Source organism: Microbacterium sp. SCPM-O-B-15248 (M128) (genome assembly GCF_058214835.1).
On sequence record NZ_JBYQLI010000010.1, the window covers coordinates 118,627 to 142,142 of the forward strand.

Sequence of the window (23,516 nt, forward strand, 5' to 3'; positions counted from 1 at the left end):
GAGGGACGCACCTCGACGAAGAGAAACGGGAATCACATGAAAACGCGGAAGATCATCGCCGCAGCGGCCATCGCCGTCGCCGGCACCCTCGCCCTCGGCGGTTGCGCGGGCGGAGGCGGAGGACAGAACGCCGACGGCAGCGTCACCCTGACGTTCTGGCACAACTCCACCACGGGCGACGGCAAGAAGTACTGGGAAGACACCGCCGCCGCCTTCGAAGCGGCCAACCCCGGTGTCACCATCGAGATCCAGTCCCTGCAGAACGAGGAGATGGACGGCAAGCTCCAGACCGCACTGAACTCCGGAGACGCGCCCGACATCTTCATGGCGCGCGGAGGCGGCAAGCTCGCCGACATCGTCAAGGCCGGCCAGGCGATGGACCTCACCGACAAGATCTCGGCCGACGTCAAGACCGCGCTCGGCGGCTCGCTCGGTGCGTTCGAGGTCGACGGCAAGAACTACGGCATGCCCGTCGCCGTCCTCCCCTCGGGCATCTTCACCTCGCAGGACCTCCTCGCCGCCGCCGGCGTCACCGAAGCCCCCGCGACGATCGCCGACCTCGAGGCCGCCGACGAGAAGATCAAGGCCACCGGCGTCGCCCCGATCGCCGTGGGCGCCAAGGATGCGTGGCCCGCCGCGCACTGGTACTACAACTTCGCCCTCCGCGCCTGCGCCGAGAACGTGCTCACCGATGCCGCCGAGAGCCGCAGCTTCGACGACCCGTGCTGGCTGGAAGCGGGCGAGAACCTGCAGTCCTTCCTCGCCACGAAGCCGTTCAACGAGGGCTTCCTCACCACCGCCGCCCAGCAGGGCGCGGGGTCGTCGGCGGGTCTGCTCGCCAACCACCAGGCCGCCATGGAGCTCATGGGCGCCTGGAACCCGGGCGTCATCGCCTCGCTGACCCCCGACGAGCAGCCGCTCGCCGACCTGGGCTGGTTCCCCTTCCCCGAGGTCCCCGGCGGTGACGGAGAGCCCGGCGCCATCATGGGCGGTGTCGACGGCTACGCGTGCTGGGTCAACGCTCCCGCACAGTGCACCGACTTCCTGAACTTCATGGTGACCCAGGAGAACCAGGAGCGGTACGCCGACGCCTTCCAGACGATCCCCGCCTCCAGCGAGGCCACGAGCGCGGTCACCACGCCGGCTCTGCAGTCGGCCCTGGCCGCCTACACCGACGCCCCCTACGTGTCGGTGTGGCTCGACACCCTCTACGGCCAGAACGTCGGCAACGCGCTGAACGTCGCCGTCGTCGACATGTTCGCCGGCAAGGGCAGCCCGCAGGGCATCGTCGACGCCGTCAACGCGGCTGCATCGCGCTCCTGAGGAAGCTCCCGATGACCACCGTGCGTCACCCCGTCGCCACCGCGTCGGACGACGCCGCCGGTCGCCGCCTGGCCGAGGAGGGTGCCACCCGCACCCCCTCGGCCGGGCCGGCCTCCGTTCGGCGGCGCCGCGAGAACTGGCGCATCCGCGGCGAGCTCGCGATCCTCCTGGGGCCTGCCCTGGTGGTTTTCGTCTCGTTCGTCATCCTGCCGGTGGCCCTCGCCGCCTTCTACGGCTTCTACAGCTGGTCGGGATTTGGGGCCCCCACCGACTTCGTCGGCTTCCGCAACTACCTCACGATCCTCACCGACCCCGCCTTCCACGAGGCGCTCGGGCACAACGTCTTCATCGTGGTCGGCTCGCTCGTGCTGCAGGGACCGCTCGCCCTCGGGCTCGCGCTGCTGCTGAACCGCAAGATGCGGGCGCAGTCGCTCATCCGCGTGCTGATCTTCGTGCCCTACGTCATCTCCGAGGTCGTCGTCGGCCTCGGCTGGGGCCTGATGCTGCAGTCCGGCGGAGCGCTCAACGGGGCGCTGGAGAAGATCGGCCTGTCTTCCCTCCAGGCCGACTGGATCTCCGACCCCGCGCTGGCGATCTGGACCCTGCTGATCATCATCACGTGGAAGTACATCGGCTTCGCCGTCATCCTCTTCCTCGCCGGGCTCCAGGGAATCCCCGAAGAACTCTCGGAGGCCGCCGCCATCGACGGCGCCTCGTTCTGGCAGATCCAGCGCCACATCGTCCTGCCGCTGATGGGACCCACGATCCGCATCTGGGCGTTCTTGTCGATCATCGGCTCGCTGCAGCTGTTCGACCTCGTCTGGATCATCTGGGGCCAGTACGTCGCCTCGACGGCAGGGACCTCGACCATGGCCACCTACATGGTCGCCAACGGCCGCAACGCCGGCAGCTTCGGCTACGGCAGCGCCGTGGCCGTGGTGATGTTCCTCATCTCGCTCGCCGTCGCCCTCATCTACCAGCGCTTCGTGCTCCGTCGTGACACGGCCGGCGCCCTCACGGGAGACACCAAGTGACTGCCACCGCCACCCTCGTCGCGCCGAAGGCGCCGCGTTCCGTCCGCCGCGCCCCCGCGGGCCGCAACCGCTCGAGCTCTGTGATCGTGGGCTTCGTCGCGCTGCTCCTGATCGGCCTGATGCTCGCCCCCGTGGTGTACATCATCCTCGGCGGCTTCCGCTCGAACGCCGAGATCACGGTCGACCCGTCGGGCTTCCCCACCCAGTGGAACTGGCAGAACTACGCCGACGTGCTCGTCAGCGGCGTGTTCTGGGGACAGGTCGGGAACTCCGCGATCGCCGCGATCGCCACGACCGTCTTCGTCGTGGCCCTGGGGCTGATGGCGGCGTACGCCCTCTCGCGCTACCGCTTCCGCGGACGTGGGGCCCTGTACGCGCTGTTCACCGCCGGGCTCATGTTCCCCATGACCGTCGCGATCACGCCGCTGTACATCCTCGTGCGCAACATCGGACTGACGAACTCCCTCGCGGGGGTCATCATCCCGCAGATCGCGTTCGCGCTGCCCCTGACGGTCATCATCCTGTCGCCCTTCCTCGCGGCGATCCCCAAGGAGCTGCAGGAAGCCGCGTCGATCGACGGACTCGGACGCCTCGGGTTCTTCTGGCGCATGGTGCTGCCGCTGGCCGTTCCCGCGGTCGTCACCGTCGGCATCCTGGCCTTCGTGAACAGCTGGAACTCCTACATGCTCCCGCTGTTCATCCTCAACAACGAGGCCGCGTACACGCTGCCCCTGGGCACGCAGGCGTTCGCCTCGCAGTACTCCGTCGACACCGCCCGCGTGCTCGCATTCACCTCGCTGTCGATGATCCCCGCTCTGCTGTTCTTCAGCGTGTTCGAGCGTCGGATCGTCGGTGGCCTCACCGGCGCTGTGAAGGGCTGATCCCACATGACCATCCAGAACACCGATGTCGGCTCGGCGCTCACCCCGGGGATCTCGGACCGCGTCCAGGCGCTCGTGGCCGAGATGACCCTCGACGAGAAGCTCGCGCAGCTCGTGGGCTACTGGGTTGACCAGGGCGACGAGGTCGTGGCGCCTCTCTCGGGCGAGAAGGTCACCTCCACCGACTACGTGGATGCCACGGCGCACGGCCTCGGCCACCTCACGCGCGTCTACGGCACCCGGCCGGTCGACCCCGTCGAGCGCGCCGCGTGGCTGTGGGGCGAGCAGCGCCGGCTCAAGACCGAGACGCGTCTGGGCATCCCCGCCCTCGTGCACGAGGAGTGCCTGACGGGCTTCGCCGCGTGGAAGGCCGCGACCTTCCCCACCCCGCTCGCGTGGGGCGCCTCGTTCGATCCCGAGGCCGTCGAGCTCATGGCATCCGCGATCGGTCGATCGATGCGCGACGTCGGCGTGCACCAGGGCCTCGCGCCGGTGCTCGACGTCATCCGCGATCCGCGCTGGGGACGCGTCGACGAGTGCATCGCCGAGGACCCGTACGTCGTGGGCACGATCGGGACCGCGTACGTGCGCGGTCTGCAGTCCGCCGGGGTGCACGCCACCCTGAAGCACTTCGTGGGCTACTCGGCCTCGCAAGCGGGCCGCAACCACGCTCCCGTGCACGCCGGACCGCGCGAGATGCAGGACGTGTTCCTGCCGCCGTTCGAGATGGCGGTGCGCGACGGTGGCGTCCGTTCGGTCATGAACTCCTACGCCGAGATCGACGGGGTGCCCGTGGCCTCCACCCCCGAGCTGCTCACCGATCTCCTCCGCCGACGGTGGGGCTTCGACGGCACGGTGGTCTCGGACTACTTCGCCGTGGAGTTCCTCCGTTCCATGCACGGGGTCGCCGGCTCGCTCGGCGAAGCCGCCCAGCTCGCACTCGAAGCCGGGATCGACGTCGAGCTCCCCGGGCCCGACGCGTACCCGCACCTCGCCGAGCGGGTGGCATCCGGGGATCTGCTCGAGGCCGTCGTCGACCGCGCGGTCGCCCGCGTGCTCGCCGAGAAGGAGGACCTGGGACTCCTGGATGCCGACTTCGACGACGCCCCGACCGCGGTCGACCTCGACGATGCCGAGCACCGTGCGCTGGCGTACCGCCTCGCGATCGAGAGCGCGGTGCTGCTGCGCAACGACGGCGTGCTCCCGCTGGCCGCGCCCGGCCGGATCGCGGTGCTCGGCCCCAACGCCGACAGCGCCGAGGGCCTCATGGGCTGCTACTCGTTCGCCAACCACGTGCTCGCCCACCACCCCGGCACGCCGATGGGATTCGAGATCCCGACGGTGCGCGAGGCGCTCTCCGCGCGCTTCGGCGACGTCACCTTCTCCGAAGGGTGCGCGGTCGAGGGCGACGACGACTCCGGTATCGCCGCCGCCGTCGAGGTCGCTCAGGCGGCCGATGTCGCGATCGTCGTCGTCGGCGACCGCGCGGGCCTGTTCGGCCGCGGAACCGTGGGCGAGGGGAACGACGCCGATTCGCTCGAGCTCCCCGGACTGCAGCGTCGCCTGGTCGAGGAGGTCGTGGCCACGGGGACCCCCGTGATCATGGTGCTGCTCACCGGACGCCCGTACGCGATCGGGTGGGCCCTGGACGAGGCCGCGGGCCCCGCCGCCGTCGTGCAGGCCTTCTTCCCGGGCGAGGAGGGCGGACCTGCCCTCGCCGCGCTGCTGGCGGGGGATGCCGCCCCCTCGGGTCGCCTGCCGGTCTCGCTCCCCCGCGCCGCCGGCGCGCAGCCGTACTCCTACCTGCACCCGCTCCTCGGCGGCCCCTCGGGGGTGACGAGCACCGACCCGACCCCCGTGCGTCCCTTCGGCTTCGGGCTGTCGTACACGACGTTCCGTCGCGAGGGTCTCGCCGTGGACGGCGAGGTGCGCGCCGGCGACGCCTTCTCGGCGCGCGTGCGGGTGACCAACACCGGCGAACGCCGCGGTGCCGACGTGGTGCAGCTGTACGCGCACCGCGCGGTGGCGAGCGTGACCCGTCCGGTCGCGCAGCTCGTGGCCTATGCCCGCGTCGAGCTCGAGCCCGGCGAGAGCGCGGACGTGCGGTTCACAGTTCCGGCCTCCCGCCTGGCCTACAGCGACCGGGCGCTGCGCCGGGTCGTGGAGCCGGGTGAGGTCGAGCTGCGCGTCGGGCCGTCGTGCGCCGAGACCGACGCTTCGGCGCCGCTGCACATCACGGGCCCGACGTACGAGCTGCGGCCCGAGGACGCGCGCGTCGTCGGCATCGAGGTCGTCCGGGGCTGAGGCGCCGCATCACTCTCACGCCTCCTTTCCCGCGAGACTGCATCCGGCTGACGTCTCCACTGCACGCTGCTGTGGGTTTGTCAGTCGGCTGCAGTCTCGCGGCCGGTAGCGTGGACGGATGACGCTCTCCGCCGCGCCCACGGCCGCCTCGCGCGCGTACGACGAACGCGAGACCGTCGGCGCCGATCCGTGGTCGATCGACCTGGAGCGCATCCAGTTCTCGCCGTACTTCTCGCGTCTGTCGGCGGTGACGCAAGTGGTGTCGCCGTCGATCTCCGGCGCCCCCGTCCACAACCGCCTCACGCACTCGCTGAAGGTGAGTGCGATCGCACGCGTCGTCGCGTTGCAGTTGAACACGCGCGCCGGAGCCGACGTGTGCGACCCGACCGTCGTCGAGGCGGCGGCGTACGCCCACGACCTCGGCCACCCGCCCTTCGGTCACCTCGGCGAGACGACCCTCGACCGTCTGGCCCGCACCGAGCTCGGCCTGACCGACGGGTTCGAGGGCAACGCCCAGACCTACCGCATCCTCACCGCGCTCGACGTCGTCGAGAACGCCCCGCGCGGACTCAACCTCACCGCCGCGGTCCGCGCCGCCTCGGCGAAGTACCCGTGGTCGCCGTCGGTGTCGGCCGCCGAGATCGAGCGCATCGGGCCGCCCCGCGGCATCCGTCGGTCCCCCGACGGCGCGTACCGCGTGCACAAGTACTCGGTGTACGACATCGACCTCGCCGACCTCGAGCAGGCCCGCGCGGGGCTCGACGTGGAGCCGCTGCGGCAGAGCATCGAGGGCGCCGTGATGGACCTCGCCGACGACATCGCGTACTCGGTGCACGACGTCGACGACTTCTACCGCGCCGGGATCCTCGACCACGCCCCCATCGCGGCCGAGTTCCGCGGCTGGCTCGACGACGTGATCGAGTGGCGCTCCCGCGACGACGCCGAGGTGCGCGCCGAGCTCGTCCCGGGCGCCGCCCTCGAGCGCCTGCGCCGGAAGATGCGCCGCGACGACCCGTGGATCGCCGACGACGAGGCGTTCCTGGACGCGGTGAGCGACGTGGATGCCGAACTGGTCACCGACCTGCTCGCCCGCCCGTTCGACGGGTCGCTGTCGGCCGAACGACGTCTGGCCGCGTTCACCGACCGGTGGATCCGGCGCTTTCAGGAGTCCGTGCGGCTGCGGACCCTCGACACGCCCCGCTCGGGACCCGTGGCGCTGTCACCGTCGGCCTGGCACCACGTCGAGGTGCTGAAGTTCGTGCACAAGCGCTTCGTGCTCAGCCGCCCCGACCTGGCGATCCAGCAGCGCGGCATGAGCCGCATCCTCGCGCGGTCGGTGCGCGCCCTCGGCGAGTGGCTCGAGGACGATCTCGACCGCGCGCGGACCCCGCGCCGCCTGCGCGAACTCATCGCGCTCGCTCGCGAGCAGTACGCGCTCCTTCCAGCGGAACGTCGTCCGTCGGATGCCGAGGCCGAGACGCTCGCGCGCTCCCGCGGAATCGTCGATTACGTGGCATCCCTCACCGACGCCCAGGCGTTCACGCTGTCGGAGGCGATCTCCGGACGCGCCGACCGCCTGTGGTCGCTGGGACAGCGGCTGTAGCGGCGCCTCAGCACGGTTTGGGGCGCGTTCTTCCGGTTGGGGCGTGAAATTCCGCGCCCCGAACGCAAAACCGCGCCCCGAACCGGGATGCCACGAGCCCCGACGCCGAGGGCGTCGTGATGGAGTTCGCCTCGGCACCTGTGCACCTGGACGCCGCATCGGCCGAACTCGTCGGCGACACCTTGCTCGTGCAGCGCCCGTGACCCCCCTCGTGTCGTAGCGCTCGACGCCCGCCCCGAACGCGAGAATGCCCCGGATCCGCGGGCGTCCCACCACCGACGCGGATCCGGGGCACGGTTCGTGCCGGAGAACCGGAGCACGGTTCGTGGCCCCGGGGCCACATCTGTCGCCCCGGGGCCACGGGACGCGACCCGAACGGGACGCGTACGTGCCGCACCGCCCCGGGGCCGTGAGGCAACCCGGGGCGGCGGGGATCAGATGCCCTGGGCCAGGCGGTAGTACGCCTGGTTCCAGCGCAGCTCGCTCTGGAAGCCGCGGACCGTGGTGTCCTCGTCGATGACGACGAGCTCGGTCTTGGCGATCTCGGCGAAGTCGCGGAACACCTCGATGCCCACGGCCGTCGTCATGACGGTGTGGTGGGCGGCGCCGGCGGCGAGCCAGCACGCGGCCGAGGTCGCGAAGTCCGGCGCCGGCTTCCACACGGCGCGGCCGACGGGGAGCTTCGGCAGGTCGGGGGCGTCGACGTTCTCGACGACGGTGGCCACGAGCCGGAAGCGGTCGCGCATGTCGCTCATCGCGACGACGAGCGCGGCGCCGGGGTCGGCGGTAAAGACCAGGCGCACCGGGTCCTCCTTGCCGCCGATGCCGAGCTCGTGGATCTCCAGGCGCGGCTTGGCCGACGTGAGCGAGGGCGAGACCTCGAGCATGTGGGCGCCGAGGATGCGCTCGTTGCCGGGCACGAGGTCGTAGGTGTAGTCCTCCATGAGCGACGCGCCGCCGGCCAGGCCCGCGCCCATGACGTTCGCGACGCGGACGAGGATCGCCGTCTTCCAGTCGCCCTCCGCGCCGAAGCCGTAGCCCTCCGCCATGAGGCGCTGCACCGCGAGACCCGGGAGCTGCTTCAACGCACCGAGGTCTTCGAACGACGTCGTGAAGGCGCCGAAGCCGCCCTCCTCGAGGAACGAGCGGAGACCGAGCTCGATCGCGGCGCCGTCGCGGAGCGACTGGTGGCGCGCGCCCCCGGGGAGGAGCTCCTCCACGACGTCGTAGCTGTCGACGTACTCCTGCACGAGCGCGTCGATCTCGGCATCCGTGGCCTTCTCGACGGCTTCGACGAGTTCGTTGACGCCCCACGTGTTGACCTGCACGCCGAAGCGCAGCTCGGCCTCGGTCTTGTCGCCCTCGGTGACGGCGACGAAGCGCATGTTGTCGCCGAAACGCGCGAGCTTGAGGGTGCGGGCCGCGGTCCAGCCGGCGGCGGCGCGCTCCCAGTCCTCGATCTGCTGGCGCACGGCGGGGTTGGAGACGTGACCGACGACGGTCTTGCGGGCGACGCCGAGGCGCGTCTGGATGTACCCGAACTCGCGGTCGCCGTGCGCGGCCTGGTTGAGGTTCATGAAGTCGAAGTCGATGTCGTTCCACGGCAGTTCGACGTTGGCCTGCGTGTGCAGGTGCAGCAGCGGCTTCTGCAGGGCGTCGAGCCCGGCGATCCACATCTTGGCGGGGCTGAAGGTGTGCATCCACGCGATGACGCCGATGACGTCGTCGCGGCCGTTGACCTCGAGGGCCATGCGACGGATGCTGTCGGAGTCCTTCAGCACGGGCTTCCAGACGACCTTGACGGGCAGGCCGTCGAGGCCGGCGACGACGCCCTGCGACTGCTCGGCGACCTGCTGCAGGGTCTCCTCGCCGTAAAGGTTCTGGCTGCCGGTGACGAACCAGACCTCGTAGCCGTCGAGGTCGTTCTTGAGCTTCGTGCGGGTCATGACTGTTCCTTTTCGGGTGATCAGAGGGATGCCACGGCGGCCGCCTCGACGGCGAGTCCGGCGCGGTAGCGGTCGAGGTAGGACGAGAAGCCGGCGACGTCCGCCGGGTCGGGGTCGACGGTGACGATCGGCGCGTCGGCGAAGACCACCTCGGCGAGGTAGGTGTCGAGGTCGCGGCCCGCGCCGTCGGCGGCGTAGGCCGCCAGCACGGCCATGCCCCACGCCCCGCCCTCCGACGCGGTCTCGGCGACGGCGACCGGGGCGTCGAGCGCGGCCGCGAGGAACCGCTGGGCGACCCCGGCGGTCCGGAACATGCCGCCGTGGGCGTACATCTTGTCGAGGGCGACGCCTTCGCCGTGCAGCACGCTCATGCCGAGCGCCAGAGTGCCGAACACGCCGTACAGTTGCGCGCGCATGAAGTTCGGCAGGGTCAGGCGGCTGTCCGGCGTGCGCACGACGAGCGGGCGACCCTCGTCGAGACCCGCGATGGGCTCACCGGCGAGGTGGTTGTAGACCAGCAGCCCGCCGGCGTCGGCTTCGCCCGACAGAGCCGCGGTGAAGAGCGCCGCGTACGTGGCATCCGGAGTCGCGGGGGTGCCGGCCGCGGCGGCGAACGCCGTGAACATGTTCGCCCACGCCGCGAGCTCGCTCGCGCCGTTGTTGCAGTGCACCATCGCCACGGCGTCGCCCGAGGGCGTCGTCACGAGGTCGAGCTCGTGGTGCACCTCGGTCAGCGGCCGCTCGAGCACGACCATCGCGAAGATGCTCGTGCCGGCGCTGACGTTGCCCGTGCGCGGAGCGACCGCACCGGTGGCGACCATTCCGGTTCCGGCGTCGCCCTCGGGCGGAGCGAACGGGATGCCGGGACGCAGCGCCCCACTCGGGTCGAGCAACACCGCGCCCGAGGGGGTCAGCTCCCCGGCGTCGGCGCCGGCGACGAGCACGCGGGGCAGCAGGTCGGCGAGCGCGGGCACACGACCGGCGGCGAGGGCGTCGTAGCGCGCGACGAGGTCGGCGTCGTAGTCACGGGTCGCCGAGTCGATCGGGAACATGCCCGAGGCATCGCCCACGCCGAGCACCTTCTCGCCCGTGAGCGCCCAGTGCACGTATCCGGCGAGGGTCGTGAGGAAGCGGATCTCGGGAACGTGCGGCTCGGCGTCGACGACGGCCTGGTGCAGGTGCGCGATCGACCAGCGCAGCGGGATGTTCACGCCCAGGAGCTCGGTGAGCTCGGCCGCCGCCACACCGGTGTTGGTGTTGCGCCACGTGCGGAAGGGGGCGAGCAGCTCCCCGTCGGCGTCGAACGCGAGGTAGCCGTGCATCATCGCGGACACGCCCATCGCGGCGTACCGCTCGGGGGTGACACCGTACTTCTGCCCCACGTCGGCGACGAGGTCGGCGTACGCCGCCTGGAGGCCCGACCACACGGCATCCAGGGAGTAGGTCCACAGCTTGTCGGCGTAGACGTTCTCCCACTCGTGGGAGCCGACGGCGAGCACCTCGGCGTCGGGGCCGATGAGGCAGGCCTTGATGCGGGTCGAGCCGAGCTCGATGCCGAGCGAGGCCCGGCCTTCGGTGATGTGCGCGTTCATCGGCGGTCGTCCGTGCTCTGTCCGTAGACGTTCTGGTAGCGGTTGTAGAGGGCGTCGATCTTGTCCTGCGGGATCGGGATGAGAGGGCCCGCCTCGCGCGCGATGTGCACGGTGCGGGCGACGTCTTCGAGCATGACGGCGGCCTTCACGGCATCCTTCGCGTTCGTTCCGATCGTGAAGGGACCGTGGTTCTGCATGATGACGCCGCGCGAACGGTGTCCGCGGAGGGTCTCGACGATGCCGCGGCCGATCGAGTCGTCGCCGATGATCGCGAAGGGGCCGACCGGGATGGGGCCGCCGAACTCGTCGGCCATCGCGGTGATGACGCAGGGGATCTCCTCGCCGCGGGCCGCCCACGCGACGCCGTAGGTGGAGTGGGTGTGCACGACACCGCCGACCTCGGGCATGTTGCGATACACGTACGCGTGCGCGGCGGTGTCGCTCGAGGGGCTGCGCTCGCTGCCCGGCGTGCCGGGGATCGCGTTGCCGTCGAGGTCGCAGAGGATCATGTTCTCCGGCGCGAGGTCGTCGTAGGAGACGCCGGACGGCTTGATGACGAACAGCTCGGCCCCGGGGACACGGCCCGAGACGTTGCCGCCGGTCCAGACGATGAGGTTGTAGCGCACGAGCTCGGCGTGCAGTTTCGCGACGTCGGCGCGGACGGCGTCGATGGCCTCCTGCACCTCGGGGGTGAACGTCGGTGCGGCGTCGGACACTCGGGTCTCCTTCGACTCAGTCGGGTGGGGGTGCGGTCAGCCCCTTGGACGCGATGTTACCGGTAACATCGCGGGACCGCGACCCCCTGCCGACACCGGCTTACGGCCGGACGGCCGCCCAACTCCTGCAGTTTCGGCGGCGCGGGCCGGCCGCATGGCGTCATTCCGCGAGGCTCACCGGGCCGGATCCCCGAAGTGCAGGACTTGTGCTCGGCGGACCGCCGCCACCCGGTATCCGGGACCGCCCTGGCACCCGCCGCCCCGACATCCGGGACCGGACCGTCGGCCGTGGCATCGGCATCCGTACGGTCGGGGGACGGATGCCGCGGCCCCGACGCTGCCGTATCGCGTCGACGCGGTGCACCCCGGCCCTCAGCCGCGGCGGGGAGGCGCGGTCGACGCGCGCACGACCAGCACGGGGTCCGCGGGGCGCACCGGCGCCTCCCCCAGGACCGAGGCGACGGCCTCTTCGGCCTCGCCCTCGACGTCGAGGCGCACCGTCGTGAGCGCGGGCGTGTAGAAGGCGGCATCCGGGTTGTCGTCGAAACCCGTGACCGAGACGTCGCCCGGCACCGACAATCCCCGGGCGAGCAGCCCCGAGACGAGGCCGAGGGCCATCTGGTCGTTCGCGACGGCGACGGCACTGACGCCCTCGCGCACGGCCCGGGCGACCGCGTCGGCGCGCGCCTCGCCCGAACCCGCGCTCCAGTCCCCCGCCCCGCGCCACGCGACTTCGACTCCGCGCGCCCGGGCGGCGGATGCCACCCCCGCCGAGCGGGCGCGGGCCTCCCGCCAGTCCGCGGGGCCGGCCACCTCGGCGATGCGCCGGTGCCCGAGATCGGCGAGGTGCCCGACGACGAGGGCGACCGCGGCGCGCTGCTGATCGCCCGACTCGCCGTACAGCGGCACGATCGGCACGTCGTACCCGCTCAGGGGCGTCTGCGCGTGGGACGCGACGAGCACGATGCCGTCGACGCCCTGCGCGAGCAGGTGACGCACGGCTGCGTCGACATCGGACGGGTCGTCGGACGCGCTGTAGGCCGTCGTGATCCAGCGGCCGCGGGCGCGCGCCGCGCGCTCGAGCGCGGCGATGCCGGCGGACGGCCCGTGCAGCGACGCATCGGATGCCACGACCCCCACGGTCCGTGTGCGGCTGGTGCCGAGCGCGCGGGCGGCGTTGTTCACGCGGTAGTCGAGCGCGGCGACCGCGGCGAGGACGCGCTCGCGCGTGGCATCCCGGATACCGGGGTAGTCGTTGAGGACGCGCGACACGGTCTGGGTGGAGACCCCGGCGCGGGCGGCGACCTCGCGGACGCCCACGCGCTTGGGTCCTCCGGCGTCGCTCATGGTCCCTCACAGTAGCGGCGCGCGCGGCCCCCGGCGTCCGCCGCCCGCGCCCCACCCCCGCCCGACACGCCGAGACCGCACCCGGCCGACGAACCCACGGCAGCGTGCAGTGGGGTTGTCGGCGGAGTGCGGTCTCGGCGGTCAGCGACCGGGTCGGGTCACTCGAAATTGCGGTGGCGCGCCACGAGGTCTTCGAACTTCGCGCCGGTGCGGCGCACCAGCATGAGGTAGAGCACATCCCAGAAGATCCAGAGCGACTGCTCGAAGAGGCTCCCCATCGCCTGAATGGTCGGCACGAGGCCGGTCGGGTCGTCGGCGCCGTACGTGTGCGCCGGGACCGTCAGCACGATGTCGGCGAGCTGCGCGGTCGGTCCGTCCGGGACGGCCGTGGCCACGAGCAGCGTCGCGCCGGTCTTCTTCACCTGTTCTGCGATGTAGTGCAGGTGCGGGATGTTCGCCGGGCCCGAGGGCATGATGAACAGGTCGTCGGCGGTGACCGCGGGGGTGGTGTCGTCCCAGCCCCAGTGCACGGTCTTGCCGAAGTGCGTCAACCGCATGGCGAACGCCTTCGAACCCAGGCCCTCGCGGCCGATGCCGAGGACGAAGATGCGCTGATGCTTCTCGAGCGCGTCGAGGGCGGCGTCGATATTGTCGAGCGGAACCCGACGGAACACCTCCCCCAGCTCCTCGACGACGGTCGAGCTGATCTCGCGGAACTCCGACATGGGCGGTCCTTTCTGTGTCGGTGAGGTCAGCGGCCGGTGGTGCGGCCGCCCCAGCGGCCGACCAGCAGCGCGAGGAGGATGACCGCGCCGTAGACGGCGTTGATCCAGAAGGTGGGGACGCCGGCGAGCGTCAGCACGTTGGTCAGGGTACCCAGCAACAGGACCCCCATGAGCGCTCCGACGATCCGGCCCTGTCCGCCGTTGAGCTGCACGCCGCCGATGACGGCCGCCGCCAGGGCGCTGAAGATCAGGTTGTCGCCCATGCCACTGGTGACGGAGGCGAGACGACCGGCGAGCATCATGCCGGCGAAGGCGGCGAGGGCGCTGGCCACGACGAAGGCCGTGATGAGCACGGCATCCACGCGGATACCGGCGGCGCGGGCCGCGTCGGCGTTGCCGCCGATGGCGTAAAGCGCACGACCCCACGCGGTGTAACGCAGAACGAGACCGGCGATGAGGAACAGGATGCCGGTGATCCAGATCGCGGCGGGGATGCCCACCCAGCGGGCCGAGCCGACGTAGCGGAACGCCTCGGGGAGGCCCGCGAGCGTCTTGCCCTGGCTGACGCCGAGCGTGATGCCGCGCAGCAGGATGAGCATCGCGAGCGTGACGATGAACGGATCGAGCTTGACCTTCACGACGAGGAAGCCGTTGATCAACCCGATGACGACGCCGGTCGCGAGGGTGACCATGATCGCGACGCCGGGACCGATCTCGGACCCGAGACCACCCATCGCGGCGGGGACCATGAGCCACGCGGCGACCATCGGCGCCAAGCCCACGGTGGACTCGAGCGAGATGTCGAGCTTGCCGGTGATGAGGATGAAGGTCAGGCCGATGACGACGATCCCCAGCTCGGCGGACTGCCGCAGGATCAGGGTCAGGTTCGCCGCCGACAGGAACGCGGGGCTGACGACGGCCCCGACGATGGCGACGATGATGAGGCCCGGCAGGACGCTCAGCTCACGCACGTTCTTCACGACGGTGCGCACCACGGGGTTGGTCGTGGGGTCGGGGGTTCGGACGACGGTGGTACGCACGATGTTCACTCCAGGCCTTCGATGGCTCGAACGATGTCTTCTTCGGTAGGGTCGGCGAGCTCGGCCGACATCCGGCCCTCGCGCATGATGAGGACGCGGGAGCTGACGAGCAGCTCCTCCACGTCGTCGGAGATGAGGATCACGGCCACGCCGTCGGCGAGCGCGCGCAGCATGAGGCCGTAGATCGCGTCCTTCGCGGCGATGTCGACGCCGGCGGTGGGCGAGATCAGCACCAGGACGCGGGGCTTGCGAGCGAGGGCCCGAGCGAGAACCACCTTCTGCTGGTTGCCGCCGCTGAGGCCGGACACCGCCAGCGACGGATCCGCCGGCACGAGCGCGACGTCGGAGATGAGCTCGCGCGAGAGCGCGGTCTGCCGGCGCGGTGAGAACACGCCCGCCGGCGCGAGCTGGTCCATGATGCCCATGGTCATGTTCTCGGCGACGCTCAGCTGCGGGACGTAGCCGTCGCGGTGGCGGTCGGCGGGGACGAACCCGACCCCGGCGCGCTGGCTGGCCTTGACGTCACCGCTACGGATCGCGGCCCCGGCGACGACGACCTCGCCCGAGGACACGTCACGCAGACCCGCGATGGCTTCGCCGACGGAGTACTTGCCCGAGCCTCCGACACCGCCGATGGCGACGAGTTCGCCCGGGGCCACCGAGAGCGAGACGTCGGTGAACGCCCCATCCTTCGCCGTCGCCCCCCGCAGCTCCACGGCGGGCGCCGCATCCGGATCCGAAGCGAGGCTCTCGGCACGGTGCCGACGCTGCTCCTGCCCGGCGAGCAGTGCCTCGACGAGGTCGTCGGAGCGGATGTCGTCGCCGAGGCGCGACCACAGCAGCTTTCCGTCCCGCAGGACCGTCGCCGAATCGCAGATCGCCGTGACCTCGCGCAGGAAGTGCGAGACGAACACGAACGTCACGCCCGACTGCTGCAACTCCTGCACCTTGTCGAACAGACGGCGGATCGCCGCGCCCTCCAGCTGCACGGTCGGCTCGTCGAGCAGAACGATGCGCGTGCCGGACTCCAGCGCCTTGGCGATCGTGAGCATCTGGCGCTCCTCGATCGGGGCGTCCGAGAGCAGCATCTTCGGGTCGAGGCGGATGTTCCAGTCCGAGAGGATGCGCTCAGACTCGGACTGCATCTTCTTCCACGACACCCGCGCCCCCGAGGTGGGCAGGCGTCCCGCGAAGAGGTTCTCAGCGATGGTGAGGTTGGCGAACACCGAGGGGCGCTGGTAGACGCACGCCACGCGCTGCTGCCAGGCCTTGGGATCGGATGCCGGGGGCGCGGCCTCGCCGAAGAAGCTCACTGTTCCGGTGTCCGGCGTCTCCAGACCCGTGATCATGCGCAGGAGCGTGGACTTGCCGGCGCCGTTGCGCCCGATCAGCCCGTGCACCTGCCCGGGGAGGATCGAGACGGAGACGTCCTGAAGCGCCTTCGTCGCACCGTAGGTCTTGCTGACGCCGTCGATCTGGATGGCGGGCACGGTGGTCGATGGGGTGGTCATGACGTCTCCGTCTCGGGGGTGTCGTGGTGCGGCCGGATTACTTGGTGGCGCCGAACGCGTCGAGGGCGAACTGCTTGTTGCCCCAGAGGTTCGGGTCCTCCACGTTGTCCTTGGTCACGACCGGGGTGGGCAGCAGGTCGACGAGGTTGCCATTGCGCTCCTCGATGACGCTGCCGTGGTCGGTGTTGCCGGCCTTGAACGTCTCGCCCTTGATCGCGCGCGTGAGGTAGTCCACGCCGTAGTCGATGTAGTCGGTCATCGGCTGCGCGACAGCGGCATCCAGCCATCCGTCCCGGATAGCGGTCATGGCCATGGGGCTGGCGTCGACGGAGACCTGGACGATGTGGCCCGGCTGACCGGCGGCGACGAGCTTGCCCGCGGACTTGAGGGTGTCGAGGATCGTCGGGAAGAACGTCGCGTCGCTCTGGTTGTAGATGCCCGCGACGTTGCCGTACTGGTTGAGCGCGGTCTCGATTCCGGCTGCCGCCTTCGCGGGGTCCCACTCAGTGGCGACGTTGACGAGCTTGACGTTCGGGTACTTCTGCTTCATGCAGTCGTTGAATCCGTTGGTGCGGTCACGGCCGTTGGAGGTGACCGGGTCGCCGTCGAGGGTGATGACGACGGCGTCCGCGGCGACGCGCTTGCCCATCTCCTCGCACGCGAGCTCGCCCATCTTGACGTTGTCGGCGCGGACGATCATGGCGATCTTGCCCGAGGCGGGCGCCTCGTCGATCGCGACGATCGGGACGCTCGAGTCGTTGGCGTACTCGATGGCCGGGACGATGGCGTCGGCGTCGCCGACGGAGATCACGAGGCCCTTGGCGCCCTTGTTGATGAGCGTCTGGATGTCGGTGATCTGCTGCGCGGCGTCGCGGTCGGCGTTCGTCGCCGGGATCGTGGCGTAGCCGAGCTCGGCGAAGCGCTCCATGGAGCCGACGTTCTCGGCGTTCTGGAACGGGTCCGTGTGCGGCTGCGAGTAGCTCAGCGGAGTGTCGGCCGGGCTCAGGTCGCCGCCGCCGGCTCCCGAGCCGGTGGATGCCGCGCCGGAGCAGCCGGCGAGGAGCAGGGCGCTCGCGCCCAGGAGCGCGAGTCCGGTGATGGGTGAAGTTCGCATGCGTACTTCCTCTCTGAAGTGCAGAAGCCTCTGGGGCCGGTGACGATTCGGGATGCAGGACCAAAGCCCTGCACGTATCGTACGTGTTGTACGTACAGAATGTACACCGTAAATCGCAAAAGTGATCCATCGAGGCCTCGGGCCGCGACGATGCGGGTCGGGTATCCGCACCGTCTGTACAGTCGGAACCAAACGTACGACGAACGCGCGATGATGCGCACGACGACGAGGAGTATCACGTGGCGCACACCATCGAGCGGGTCTCCCCCGTTCCGTACTACGAGCAGCTCTTCGAGATCCTGCGCGACCGCATCGCCCAGGGCGACATTGCCGAGGAGGAACGCCTGCCCAGCGAACTCGAGCTGTGCCGCGAGTTCGGCCTTTCGCGCGCGACCGTCCGCCAGACCCTGACAAAGCTCGAGAACGAGGGCTACGCTCATCGGATCCCGCGCCGCGGGGTCTTCGCCAGCGTCCCGGGGCAGACCGCCGGGTGGACGGTGCAGGAAGGATTCCTCGAGTCGCAGCTGCGGCACGGCCGCACCGGGATCACCACCGAGGTCGTCGGTCAGGGCTACGTCACCCCCGACAGCCACGTCGCCGACGCGCTCCGCGTCGGCACCGACGACGTCTTCGCCCTGGAACGCATCCGGTCCCTGGACGGCACGAAGGCCATGTTCAGCACCAACTGGTTCCCGCGCGAGGTGGGGCGCACGATCGAGGCCGAAGCGGGCGTGCTCGATGGCTCCGCTTCGCTGAACAGCCACCTCCGCGCGGCCGGATTCGTCAGCAGCGGCGCGCAGCGCATCATCCACGCCCTCCCCGCCCCACCCGAGGTCGCCGCCCACCTCGGCGTCGGCGTCGATCACCCGGTGCTGCGCGTGCGCTCGCTGTCGTGGGCGGCAGACGGCACGCGCTTCGATTACTACGAGACGTGGGTCCTGACCGACGTCATCCCGCTCGAGGTCAGCGTCGCCGCGAGCTGACCCGCGTCAGCCCAGCATTCCGGTCGCGAATCCGCCGAGAGCGTCGATCGGGTCGGGATGCCAGCCCCGCGCCGTCGCGGCCAGCAGCGCCGCACCCACGGCAGTGACCTCCGGCTCGAGCACCGGCACCGCGGGCCCGCCGTTGACCGCCGATTTCAGCGCGATCCAGCCCGGCGAACGCACCCATCCGCCCGCGACCCGCACCGGGGCCGTCCCGCCGACGTCGTGCCGCACGGCATCCACCGCGTCGCGCCCGGCGACGGCGAGCGCCCCCAGCACCGCGGACGCGCGGACGATGGGATCGGCGGGCGCCTCCGCGGCGTAGGCCGGTTCTCCGCCACCCCGTTCCCCCGGGACGAACCAGCCCGAGTCCCACAGGTCGAGGGGCTCGGCGCGTCCGATGAGCAGATGGCGGATGCCGCGGGCCACATCGGGATCGCGTGAGGCCCACTGGACATTGCGGGCGAGCTCCTCGACGCGCAGGAGCGTGCTGCCGTCCGAGCGGATGCCGGGCGCCAGGTCCACGTGATCGTCACCGCGCCGCCGCTGAACGGGCGACTGCGCCACGACGACCTCGGCGGTGCCCATCGAGTCGAGGACTGCACCGGGGACCATGAGATCGACGCCCCATCCGCCGATCGGGTGATCGTGCCCGCCCGCCACGACCACGGCATCCGGAGCGAGGATCCCGGCCGCGCGCAGAGCGGCGGAGCGGATCGACCCGACGATCCCGCCGGTGCGCACGACGGGAGGGAGCAGTCGCTCGTCGCCGAGGGTCAGGGCGACCCGCTCGGCGTCCCAGGCACGGTCGCGGCTGCGCCACGCGGCGGTTCGCGGCGCAAGCGTGTCGCTGAGGAACGGACGCCCGGTCCACAGCACGGCGGGCAGGTCGGTGAGGGCTATCCACGCCGCTGCGCGGTCGGCGCCGAGTTGCTCCCGCGCCCAGCTCCAGCCGACGAGGGTGCGGACGGCATCCGTGTCGACGTCGAAGGTCGCGTCTGCGCGGAGGTCGGCGCGCAGACGCCGGAAGTACTCGTGGCGGAGTGGGTCGAACCACGCCAGGGCCGGAGTGAGGGGGACGAGGTCCTCGTCCACGAGCACGCCGTCCTCGCCGATGCCAGCGACGCTGAGGGCGTGCAGTTCACGGCCGCCCGCGCAGACCTCGATCACCATGTCCTCGATGGACGCGACGAGCGCCGCGGCGTCGATGGCGAGGTCTCCGCCCGCGCGACGGGTGGGTCTGCTCGCCCGGGCGACGACAGCGCCCTCTTCCGCGATCGCGACGACCTTGGTGTTCGTGCTGCCGACATCGACGCCCACGGCGACCGGCACGCGCGAACGAATGGTCACCGTCGAATCCTCCCCCGCGAAAAAAGGGCCGTCCGCGGTCCTCCTTCCGACCCTAGCGAACCTCCGGTTCAGACCGACGCGGGCACCGCGACACCGTCCGGGGCGGGGACGACGTACCCGAGCGCGACCTGCGCGTCGTGCTGTTGGCGTCGGACGTGGGGAGCCGCCGGGGCCGCCGGGATCCGATCGACCTCCACCGGCCATGCGGGGAAGTCCCCGGTCAACGCCATGGCGGCCTGCATCGCGGCTCCCTTCGCCACATACTCGTCGGGCGAGGGGACGAGAATCGGCAGGTCCACGAGTTCGGCGAGCACGCGCTGGACGGCGGCGTTCTTGGCCGCACCCCCGATCACCAGGAGGCGACGCGAGCGGATCCCGCACGCGTCCAACGCGTCGAGCATCGCGACTTGACTCGCCACCGTGCCCTCGACGATCGCGCGCGCCAGGTGCGGGCGGGTGAAGTTCGACAGTGTCGCGCCGATCACGGCGCCGCGAGCGTGCGGGAGGTCAGGGGTGCGCTCGCCCTCGAAGTACGGCAGCAGCGTCAGGCCGTCGGCTCCGGGTGGGGCCGACAGCGCGAGCGCGGCGAGCTCGTCGTGCGTGCAGCCCAGCATCTCGGCGCCGACCTGCAGATTGCGGGCGGCATTGAGCGTCGCGACGAGCGGCAGATGATCACCGGTGGCGTCGGCGTAGTTGCAGACGTATCCCGCGTAGTCGTGCACCGGGTGGGACGTGCGCGCGTAGACCACCCCCGAGGTGCCGAGGCTCAGCACCGCGTCGCCCTCGACGAGTCCGAGGGCGAGGGCGGCCGCGGCGTTGTCTCCGCTGCCCACGCCGATCGGGATGCCCGCCGGGATGCCCGGGAGTCCGGATGCCGTGCGGCCCGCCGTCGCGCGGGGCCCGAGAACGGTCGGCAGGACGACATCGTGCCCGAGTGCGTGCGCCACGAGATCGCGCTCGTACTCCCCCGTCTCCGGCGACCAGTACCCGGTGCCGGAGGCCTCGGACCGATCGGTGACCAACTGGTCGATCCCGCCGGCTCCGGAGCCGTATCCGCGCAGGCGCCACGTGAGCCAGTCGTGCACCACGGCGATTGCGGCGGTGCGAGCGGCGGCATCCGGATGCTCGTCACGGAGCCATCGGGCTTTGACGACCGTGTCCGAAACGGTCAGAGGCAGACCCGTGCGGCGGATCCAGGTGTCGCGGCCCAGCTCGGCGTTGAGTGCAACCATGTGCGGGTGCGAGCCGAGGTCGTTCCACAGCGGCGACAGCGTTGTGGGGGTGCCCTCGGCATCGAGGAAGATCGGCGTGTGCTGCTGGCCGCTCACCGAGACAGCGGCGACGTCGTCGAGGCCGCCCGCCGCGGCGACGGCCTCGAGGAGAGCCTCCCACCAGACCTCGGGGTCGACGACCGTCTGCGGCGGATGGGAGGCCGCGCCCTCGCGGACGGAGAGCCCCGTGTCGAGGTCGCGCACGGTGACCTTGCAGCTCTGGGTGGAGGAGTCGATTCCCGCGACGAGCGTCATCGCTGCGCCTTTCGTGAGGGGACGGAGAGGCGCCGAGCGACGTCGGTGATCATGAGGGCATCTCCGCGAGATGCGTCCAGCGCGCCGCGGTCCGCTCCCGCCAGTCGGCGAGGGCGGCGGTGCGACCGGCATCCGGCGGCACCTCCCGCGGTTCCGACGCGCTCCAGGGCGACCGGATGCCGTGCGCGAGAGCCTGCGCCCCGCGCGAGACCACTTCGGGGAAACCCGACACGCTCAACGGCACGCCCAGGTCGTCGGCCTTCAGCTGCAGCCACAGGGGGTTGGCGCTCGCCGGTCCGATGACCTTGACCCGGTCGAGCTCGAGACCGAACAGCGACCACACGTCGGCGACCTGCCGGACCATACCGAGGAAGCACGCGAGCACGAGTTCGACGGTCGTGGTGTCGGTGGACAGCCCGGCGATGGCGCCGCGCGCTGCGGCGTCCTTGCGCGGCGGAGGGCTGCCGCGGAACTGCGGGAGCACGAGCGGCAGCCGGTCGAGGTCGACGGCTCCCGTGATCCAGTCGCGGTGCGCCTGCGCGACGAGCGCGCCGAGCGCGGCGGCGTCCCGGTCCAGAAGGGTGCCCAGCGTCGCGAACGCCGAGCCGCCCGTGGGGATCGAGGCGAACAGCGTATAGGCGTCGCCGTCGCAGGCGAGGCCTCCCGCCACCTTTGTGGCGGCGGTCACGGAATCCAGGCGCGGGGCGTCCAGGAGCGCGAGCACGCCCTCGGTCGTACCGGTGGAGTCGAGCATCTCGCCGCGCCGCAGGTCGGCCCCGGCACCCCCGACCATGTGGTCGTGTCCGGCGACGTGCACCGTGGCCTCGTCGAGGCCCCACTCCCGCGCGGTCGCCGGCGTCATCGCGACACCCTCCGAAGCCGCCCGAAGCGGGGGGAAGACGCTCGGGTCGACGCCGAAGAGCCCGCAGACCTCGCGCGACCAGCGGCGACCGGTCAGATCGAGTGCCATCGTGCGGCTCGCCAGCGACTGCTCGGCCCAGCGGCGACCGGTCAGCAGCGCGGCGACGTACTCCGAGACGTTGAGCCACTGCGCCTCGCCCGTGGGTCCCTCCGCGTGCGAGAGCGCCCACGCGACCTTCGACAGCGCGTAGTTGGCGTTGACCGGCAGTCCGGTCACGGCGTAGACGCGCTCGCGGTCCGCCGTGGACAGCCCGGAGAGCAAGTGCGCGCCACGGTGGTCGTGCCACAGGATCATCGGCGACACGAGAGCGAGGTCGGGGTCGACGAGACCGCCGGACTCCCCGACACCCGCGATCGCGATGCACTGCACGCCGCGCCGCTCGGCCGGATCCAGCCCGTCGACGAAGGCGCGCACGGCATCCATCACCGCACCCATGTCGTAGATCTCCCCCCACGCGTCGCGCTGCGTCGGCGTCGCGCAACGATCTGCGGCACGGAGCGCTCCCTCGGCGTCGAACAGGCAGAGCTTGATGCTCGTCGTGCCGATGTCGACCGTGATCGTGGGGGTCATGGGCGTCACGCGGAGGGGTTGAGCATGCGGATGCGGCGCTCGACCACGTCGGTGATCGCGGAGACGGCGTCCAACGAGACGCGGATGAGCGAGTTCTCGTGGGGGTTCGCGGCATAAGCCTCGCCGAACGAACGGATCATGGCGTTGCGCAGGTCGCTGGCGACATTGACCTTGACCACACCGAACTCGGCGAGACGACCGAGCTGCTCGGCCGGGAGACCCGAACCGCCGTGAACGACGAGCGGTACCGGGCTCTGCTCGCGCACGCGGGAGAGGAGGTCGAAGTCGATGCGGGCGTTCGGTGCGTAGCCGTGGACGTTGCCGACCGATACGGCGAGCATGTCGCAGCCGACGGCCGCGACGAACTCGGCGACCTGGGCGGGGTTCGTCGTGCTCGCGAACTCCGGGGCGACATCGTCCTCCTTCCCGCCGATGCTGCCGAGTTCGGCCTCGAGGGCGACCTCGGTCCCGCACATCGTCCGGGCGATGGCCGACGTGGCGACGTTCTCCTCGAACGTCTCCTCCGAGGCGTCGATCATGATGGACGTGAAGTCGGCCGCGAGCGCCGCCTCGACGGCGTCCAGCGACTTGCCGTGATCGAGGTGCAACGCAACCGGTACGGGGCACTCCGCGAGCCGCCGGGCGACCATGTCGTAGATGTACTCGTAGCCCGAGAGCTTGACGTTGGTGGGGGCGACCTGGATGAAGGTCGGCACTCCGACGCGCTCGACGGCGTCGACGATTCCCATCGTCGTCTCGACGTTCGTGGTGTTGAACGCGCCCGCGACCAGCCCGCGGGCGGTGCACTCTCGGACGACTTCGTGACCGCTGACCAGTGCCATCGGCTTCCTTCCGTTGACGGGCGGCAGAGAGTCCTCAGCCCGTTCGACAGTCCGCGCCCCTCCGCGAGCGAGCCGCGCTCGCCCCGGAGTCAGCGTAATACGTAACGTCCATATCGTCCAGTCTGTACGTACAACTCATCCGACGGGTGTCCACCGTCGGTGATCCAGGCCGAGAACGCCGAAACTG

General features: G+C 71.0%; 18 protein-coding genes. 6 read left to right on the forward strand and 12 right to left on the reverse strand.

What is annotated here, in order from left to right:
• Positions 1-36 precede the first annotated feature (36 nt).
• From AC3E6M_RS15550 to AC3E6M_RS15570, 5 genes are all read left to right on the forward strand, one after another.
• Positions 37-1,323 (forward strand): extracellular solute-binding protein, encoded by a 1,287-nt coding sequence (locus AC3E6M_RS15550; RefSeq protein ID WP_138173237.1) that lies wholly within the window; start codon positions 37-39, stop codon positions 1,321-1,323.
• An 11-nt stretch (positions 1,324-1,334) separates the two neighbouring features.
• Entirely contained in the window at positions 1,335-2,357 is a 1,023-nt protein-coding gene (locus tag AC3E6M_RS15555; protein WP_138173235.1) for a carbohydrate ABC transporter permease, read from the forward strand.
• Entirely contained in the window at positions 2,354-3,238 is an 885-nt protein-coding gene (locus AC3E6M_RS15560) for a carbohydrate ABC transporter permease (RefSeq protein WP_138173233.1), read from the forward strand. Before AC3E6M_RS15555 ends, AC3E6M_RS15560 begins: the two co-directional genes overlap by 4 nt.
• A 6-nt stretch (positions 3,239-3,244) precedes the next feature.
• The gene (locus AC3E6M_RS15565; protein ID WP_138173231.1) at positions 3,245-5,542 is read left to right on the forward strand and encodes a beta-xylosidase/alpha-l-arabinosidase; all 2,298 of its coding nucleotides are present in this window, start codon (positions 3,245-3,247) and stop codon (positions 5,540-5,542) included.
• 118 nt (positions 5,543-5,660) lie between these two features.
• Positions 5,661-7,145 carry a deoxyguanosinetriphosphate triphosphohydrolase family protein gene (locus AC3E6M_RS15570; protein ID WP_138173229.1) on the forward strand — a complete coding sequence of 495 codons (1,485 nt, stop codon included), beginning with the start codon at positions 5,661-5,663 and terminating at the stop codon, positions 7,143-7,145.
• 434 nt (positions 7,146-7,579) lie between these two features.
• Here AC3E6M_RS15570 and araA read toward each other — a convergent pair whose 3' ends face one another.
• The 8 genes from araA to AC3E6M_RS15610 form a co-directional block, all read right to left on the reverse strand.
• Complete coding sequence (gene araA, locus AC3E6M_RS15575; RefSeq protein WP_490530456.1) at positions 7,580-9,091, reverse strand: L-arabinose isomerase; 1,512 nt, start codon at positions 9,089-9,091, stop codon at positions 7,580-7,582.
• Between the two features lie 20 nt (positions 9,092-9,111).
• Positions 9,112-10,683, reverse strand: coding sequence for a xylulokinase (locus tag AC3E6M_RS15580; RefSeq protein ID WP_138173225.1), 1,572 nt, complete (start codon positions 10,681-10,683; stop codon positions 9,112-9,114).
• A complete protein-coding gene (locus AC3E6M_RS15585; RefSeq protein ID WP_138173223.1) occupies positions 10,680-11,399 on the reverse strand; it encodes an L-ribulose-5-phosphate 4-epimerase in 720 nt (239 codons plus the stop codon). The genes AC3E6M_RS15580 and AC3E6M_RS15585 overlap by 4 nt, the downstream gene beginning before the upstream one ends.
• 372 nt (positions 11,400-11,771) lie before the next feature.
• The gene (locus AC3E6M_RS15590) at positions 11,772-12,746 is read right to left on the reverse strand and encodes a LacI family DNA-binding transcriptional regulator (RefSeq protein WP_138173221.1); all 975 of its coding nucleotides are present in this window, start codon (positions 12,744-12,746) and stop codon (positions 11,772-11,774) included.
• 158 nt (positions 12,747-12,904) lie between these two features.
• Positions 12,905-13,471, reverse strand: coding sequence for an SIS domain-containing protein (locus AC3E6M_RS15595; RefSeq protein WP_138173219.1), 567 nt, complete (start codon positions 13,469-13,471; stop codon positions 12,905-12,907).
• Between the two features lie 26 nt (positions 13,472-13,497).
• Positions 13,498-14,511, reverse strand: coding sequence for an ABC transporter permease (locus AC3E6M_RS15600; protein WP_212743476.1), 1,014 nt, complete (start codon positions 14,509-14,511; stop codon positions 13,498-13,500).
• Positions 14,512-14,516: 5 nt separating this feature from the next.
• Positions 14,517-16,022, reverse strand: coding sequence for a sugar ABC transporter ATP-binding protein (locus AC3E6M_RS15605; protein ID WP_138173217.1), 1,506 nt, complete (start codon positions 16,020-16,022; stop codon positions 14,517-14,519).
• A 37-nt stretch (positions 16,023-16,059) separates the two neighbouring features.
• Complete coding sequence (locus AC3E6M_RS15610) at positions 16,060-17,136, reverse strand: sugar ABC transporter substrate-binding protein (RefSeq protein ID WP_138173215.1); 1,077 nt, start codon at positions 17,134-17,136, stop codon at positions 16,060-16,062.
• Positions 17,137-17,375: 239 nt separating this feature from the next.
• Here AC3E6M_RS15610 and AC3E6M_RS15615 point away from each other — a divergent pair, with 239 nt between their 5' ends.
• Positions 17,376-18,119, forward strand: coding sequence for a GntR family transcriptional regulator (locus tag AC3E6M_RS15615; RefSeq protein ID WP_394529739.1), 744 nt, complete (start codon positions 17,376-17,378; stop codon positions 18,117-18,119).
• Positions 18,120-18,125: 6 nt separating this feature from the next.
• On the opposite strand, the gene AC3E6M_RS15620 is transcribed toward AC3E6M_RS15615, so the two are convergent.
• The 4 genes from AC3E6M_RS15620 to AC3E6M_RS15635 form a co-directional block, all read right to left on the reverse strand.
• Positions 18,126-19,469: an FGGY-family carbohydrate kinase gene (locus AC3E6M_RS15620; protein WP_171024337.1), complete on the reverse strand. Its 1,344-nt coding sequence runs from the start codon at positions 19,467-19,469 to the stop codon at positions 18,126-18,128.
• A 68-nt stretch (positions 19,470-19,537) separates the two neighbouring features.
• Entirely contained in the window at positions 19,538-20,995 is a 1,458-nt protein-coding gene (locus AC3E6M_RS15625) for an FGGY-family carbohydrate kinase (protein ID WP_490530462.1), read from the reverse strand.
• 49 nt (positions 20,996-21,044) lie between these two features.
• On the reverse strand, positions 21,045-22,487 hold the full coding sequence (locus AC3E6M_RS15630) for an FGGY-family carbohydrate kinase (protein WP_138176398.1): 1,443 nt from the start codon (positions 22,485-22,487) through the stop codon (positions 21,045-21,047).
• A gap of 5 nt (positions 22,488-22,492) precedes the next feature.
• A complete protein-coding gene (locus AC3E6M_RS15635; protein WP_138176400.1) occupies positions 22,493-23,329 on the reverse strand; it encodes a class II fructose-bisphosphate aldolase in 837 nt (278 codons plus the stop codon).
• Positions 23,330-23,516 lie beyond the last annotated feature (187 nt).

Bases quoted from the DNA above. Each gene is read 5' to 3' on its own strand.
- AC3E6M_RS15550 (WP_138173237.1), top strand. From the start codon at position 37: ATGAAAACGCGGAAGATCATCGCCGCAGCGGCCATCGCCGTCGCCGGC.
- AC3E6M_RS15555 (WP_138173235.1), top strand. From the start codon at position 1,335: ATGACCACCGTGCGTCACCCCGTCGCCACCGCGTCGGACGACGCCGCC.
- AC3E6M_RS15565 (WP_138173231.1), top strand. From the start codon at position 3,245: ATGACCATCCAGAACACCGATGTCGGCTCGGCGCTCACCCCGGGGATC.
- AC3E6M_RS15570 (WP_138173229.1), top strand. From the start codon at position 5,661: ATGACGCTCTCCGCCGCGCCCACGGCCGCCTCGCGCGCGTACGACGAA.
- araA (WP_490530456.1), bottom strand. From the start codon at position 9,091: ATGACCCGCACGAAGCTCAAGAACGACCTCGACGGCTACGAGGTCTGG.
- AC3E6M_RS15580 (WP_138173225.1), bottom strand. From the start codon at position 10,683: ATGAACGCGCACATCACCGAAGGCCGGGCCTCGCTCGGCATCGAGCTC.
- AC3E6M_RS15590 (WP_138173221.1), bottom strand. From the start codon at position 12,746: ATGAGCGACGCCGGAGGACCCAAGCGCGTGGGCGTCCGCGAGGTCGCC.
- AC3E6M_RS15595 (WP_138173219.1), bottom strand. From the start codon at position 13,471: ATGTCGGAGTTCCGCGAGATCAGCTCGACCGTCGTCGAGGAGCTGGGG.
- AC3E6M_RS15605 (WP_138173217.1), bottom strand. From the start codon at position 16,022: ATGACCACCCCATCGACCACCGTGCCCGCCATCCAGATCGACGGCGTC.
- AC3E6M_RS15610 (WP_138173215.1), bottom strand. From the start codon at position 17,136: ATGCGAACTTCACCCATCACCGGACTCGCGCTCCTGGGCGCGAGCGCC.
- AC3E6M_RS15625 (WP_490530462.1), bottom strand. From the start codon at position 20,995: ATGACGCTCGTCGCGGGAATCGACTCCTCCACCCAGAGCTGCAAGGTC.
- AC3E6M_RS15630 (WP_138176398.1), bottom strand. From the start codon at position 22,487: ATGACCCCCACGATCACGGTCGACATCGGCACGACGAGCATCAAGCTC.
- AC3E6M_RS15635 (WP_138176400.1), bottom strand. From the start codon at position 23,329: ATGGCACTGGTCAGCGGTCACGAAGTCGTCCGAGAGTGCACCGCCCGC.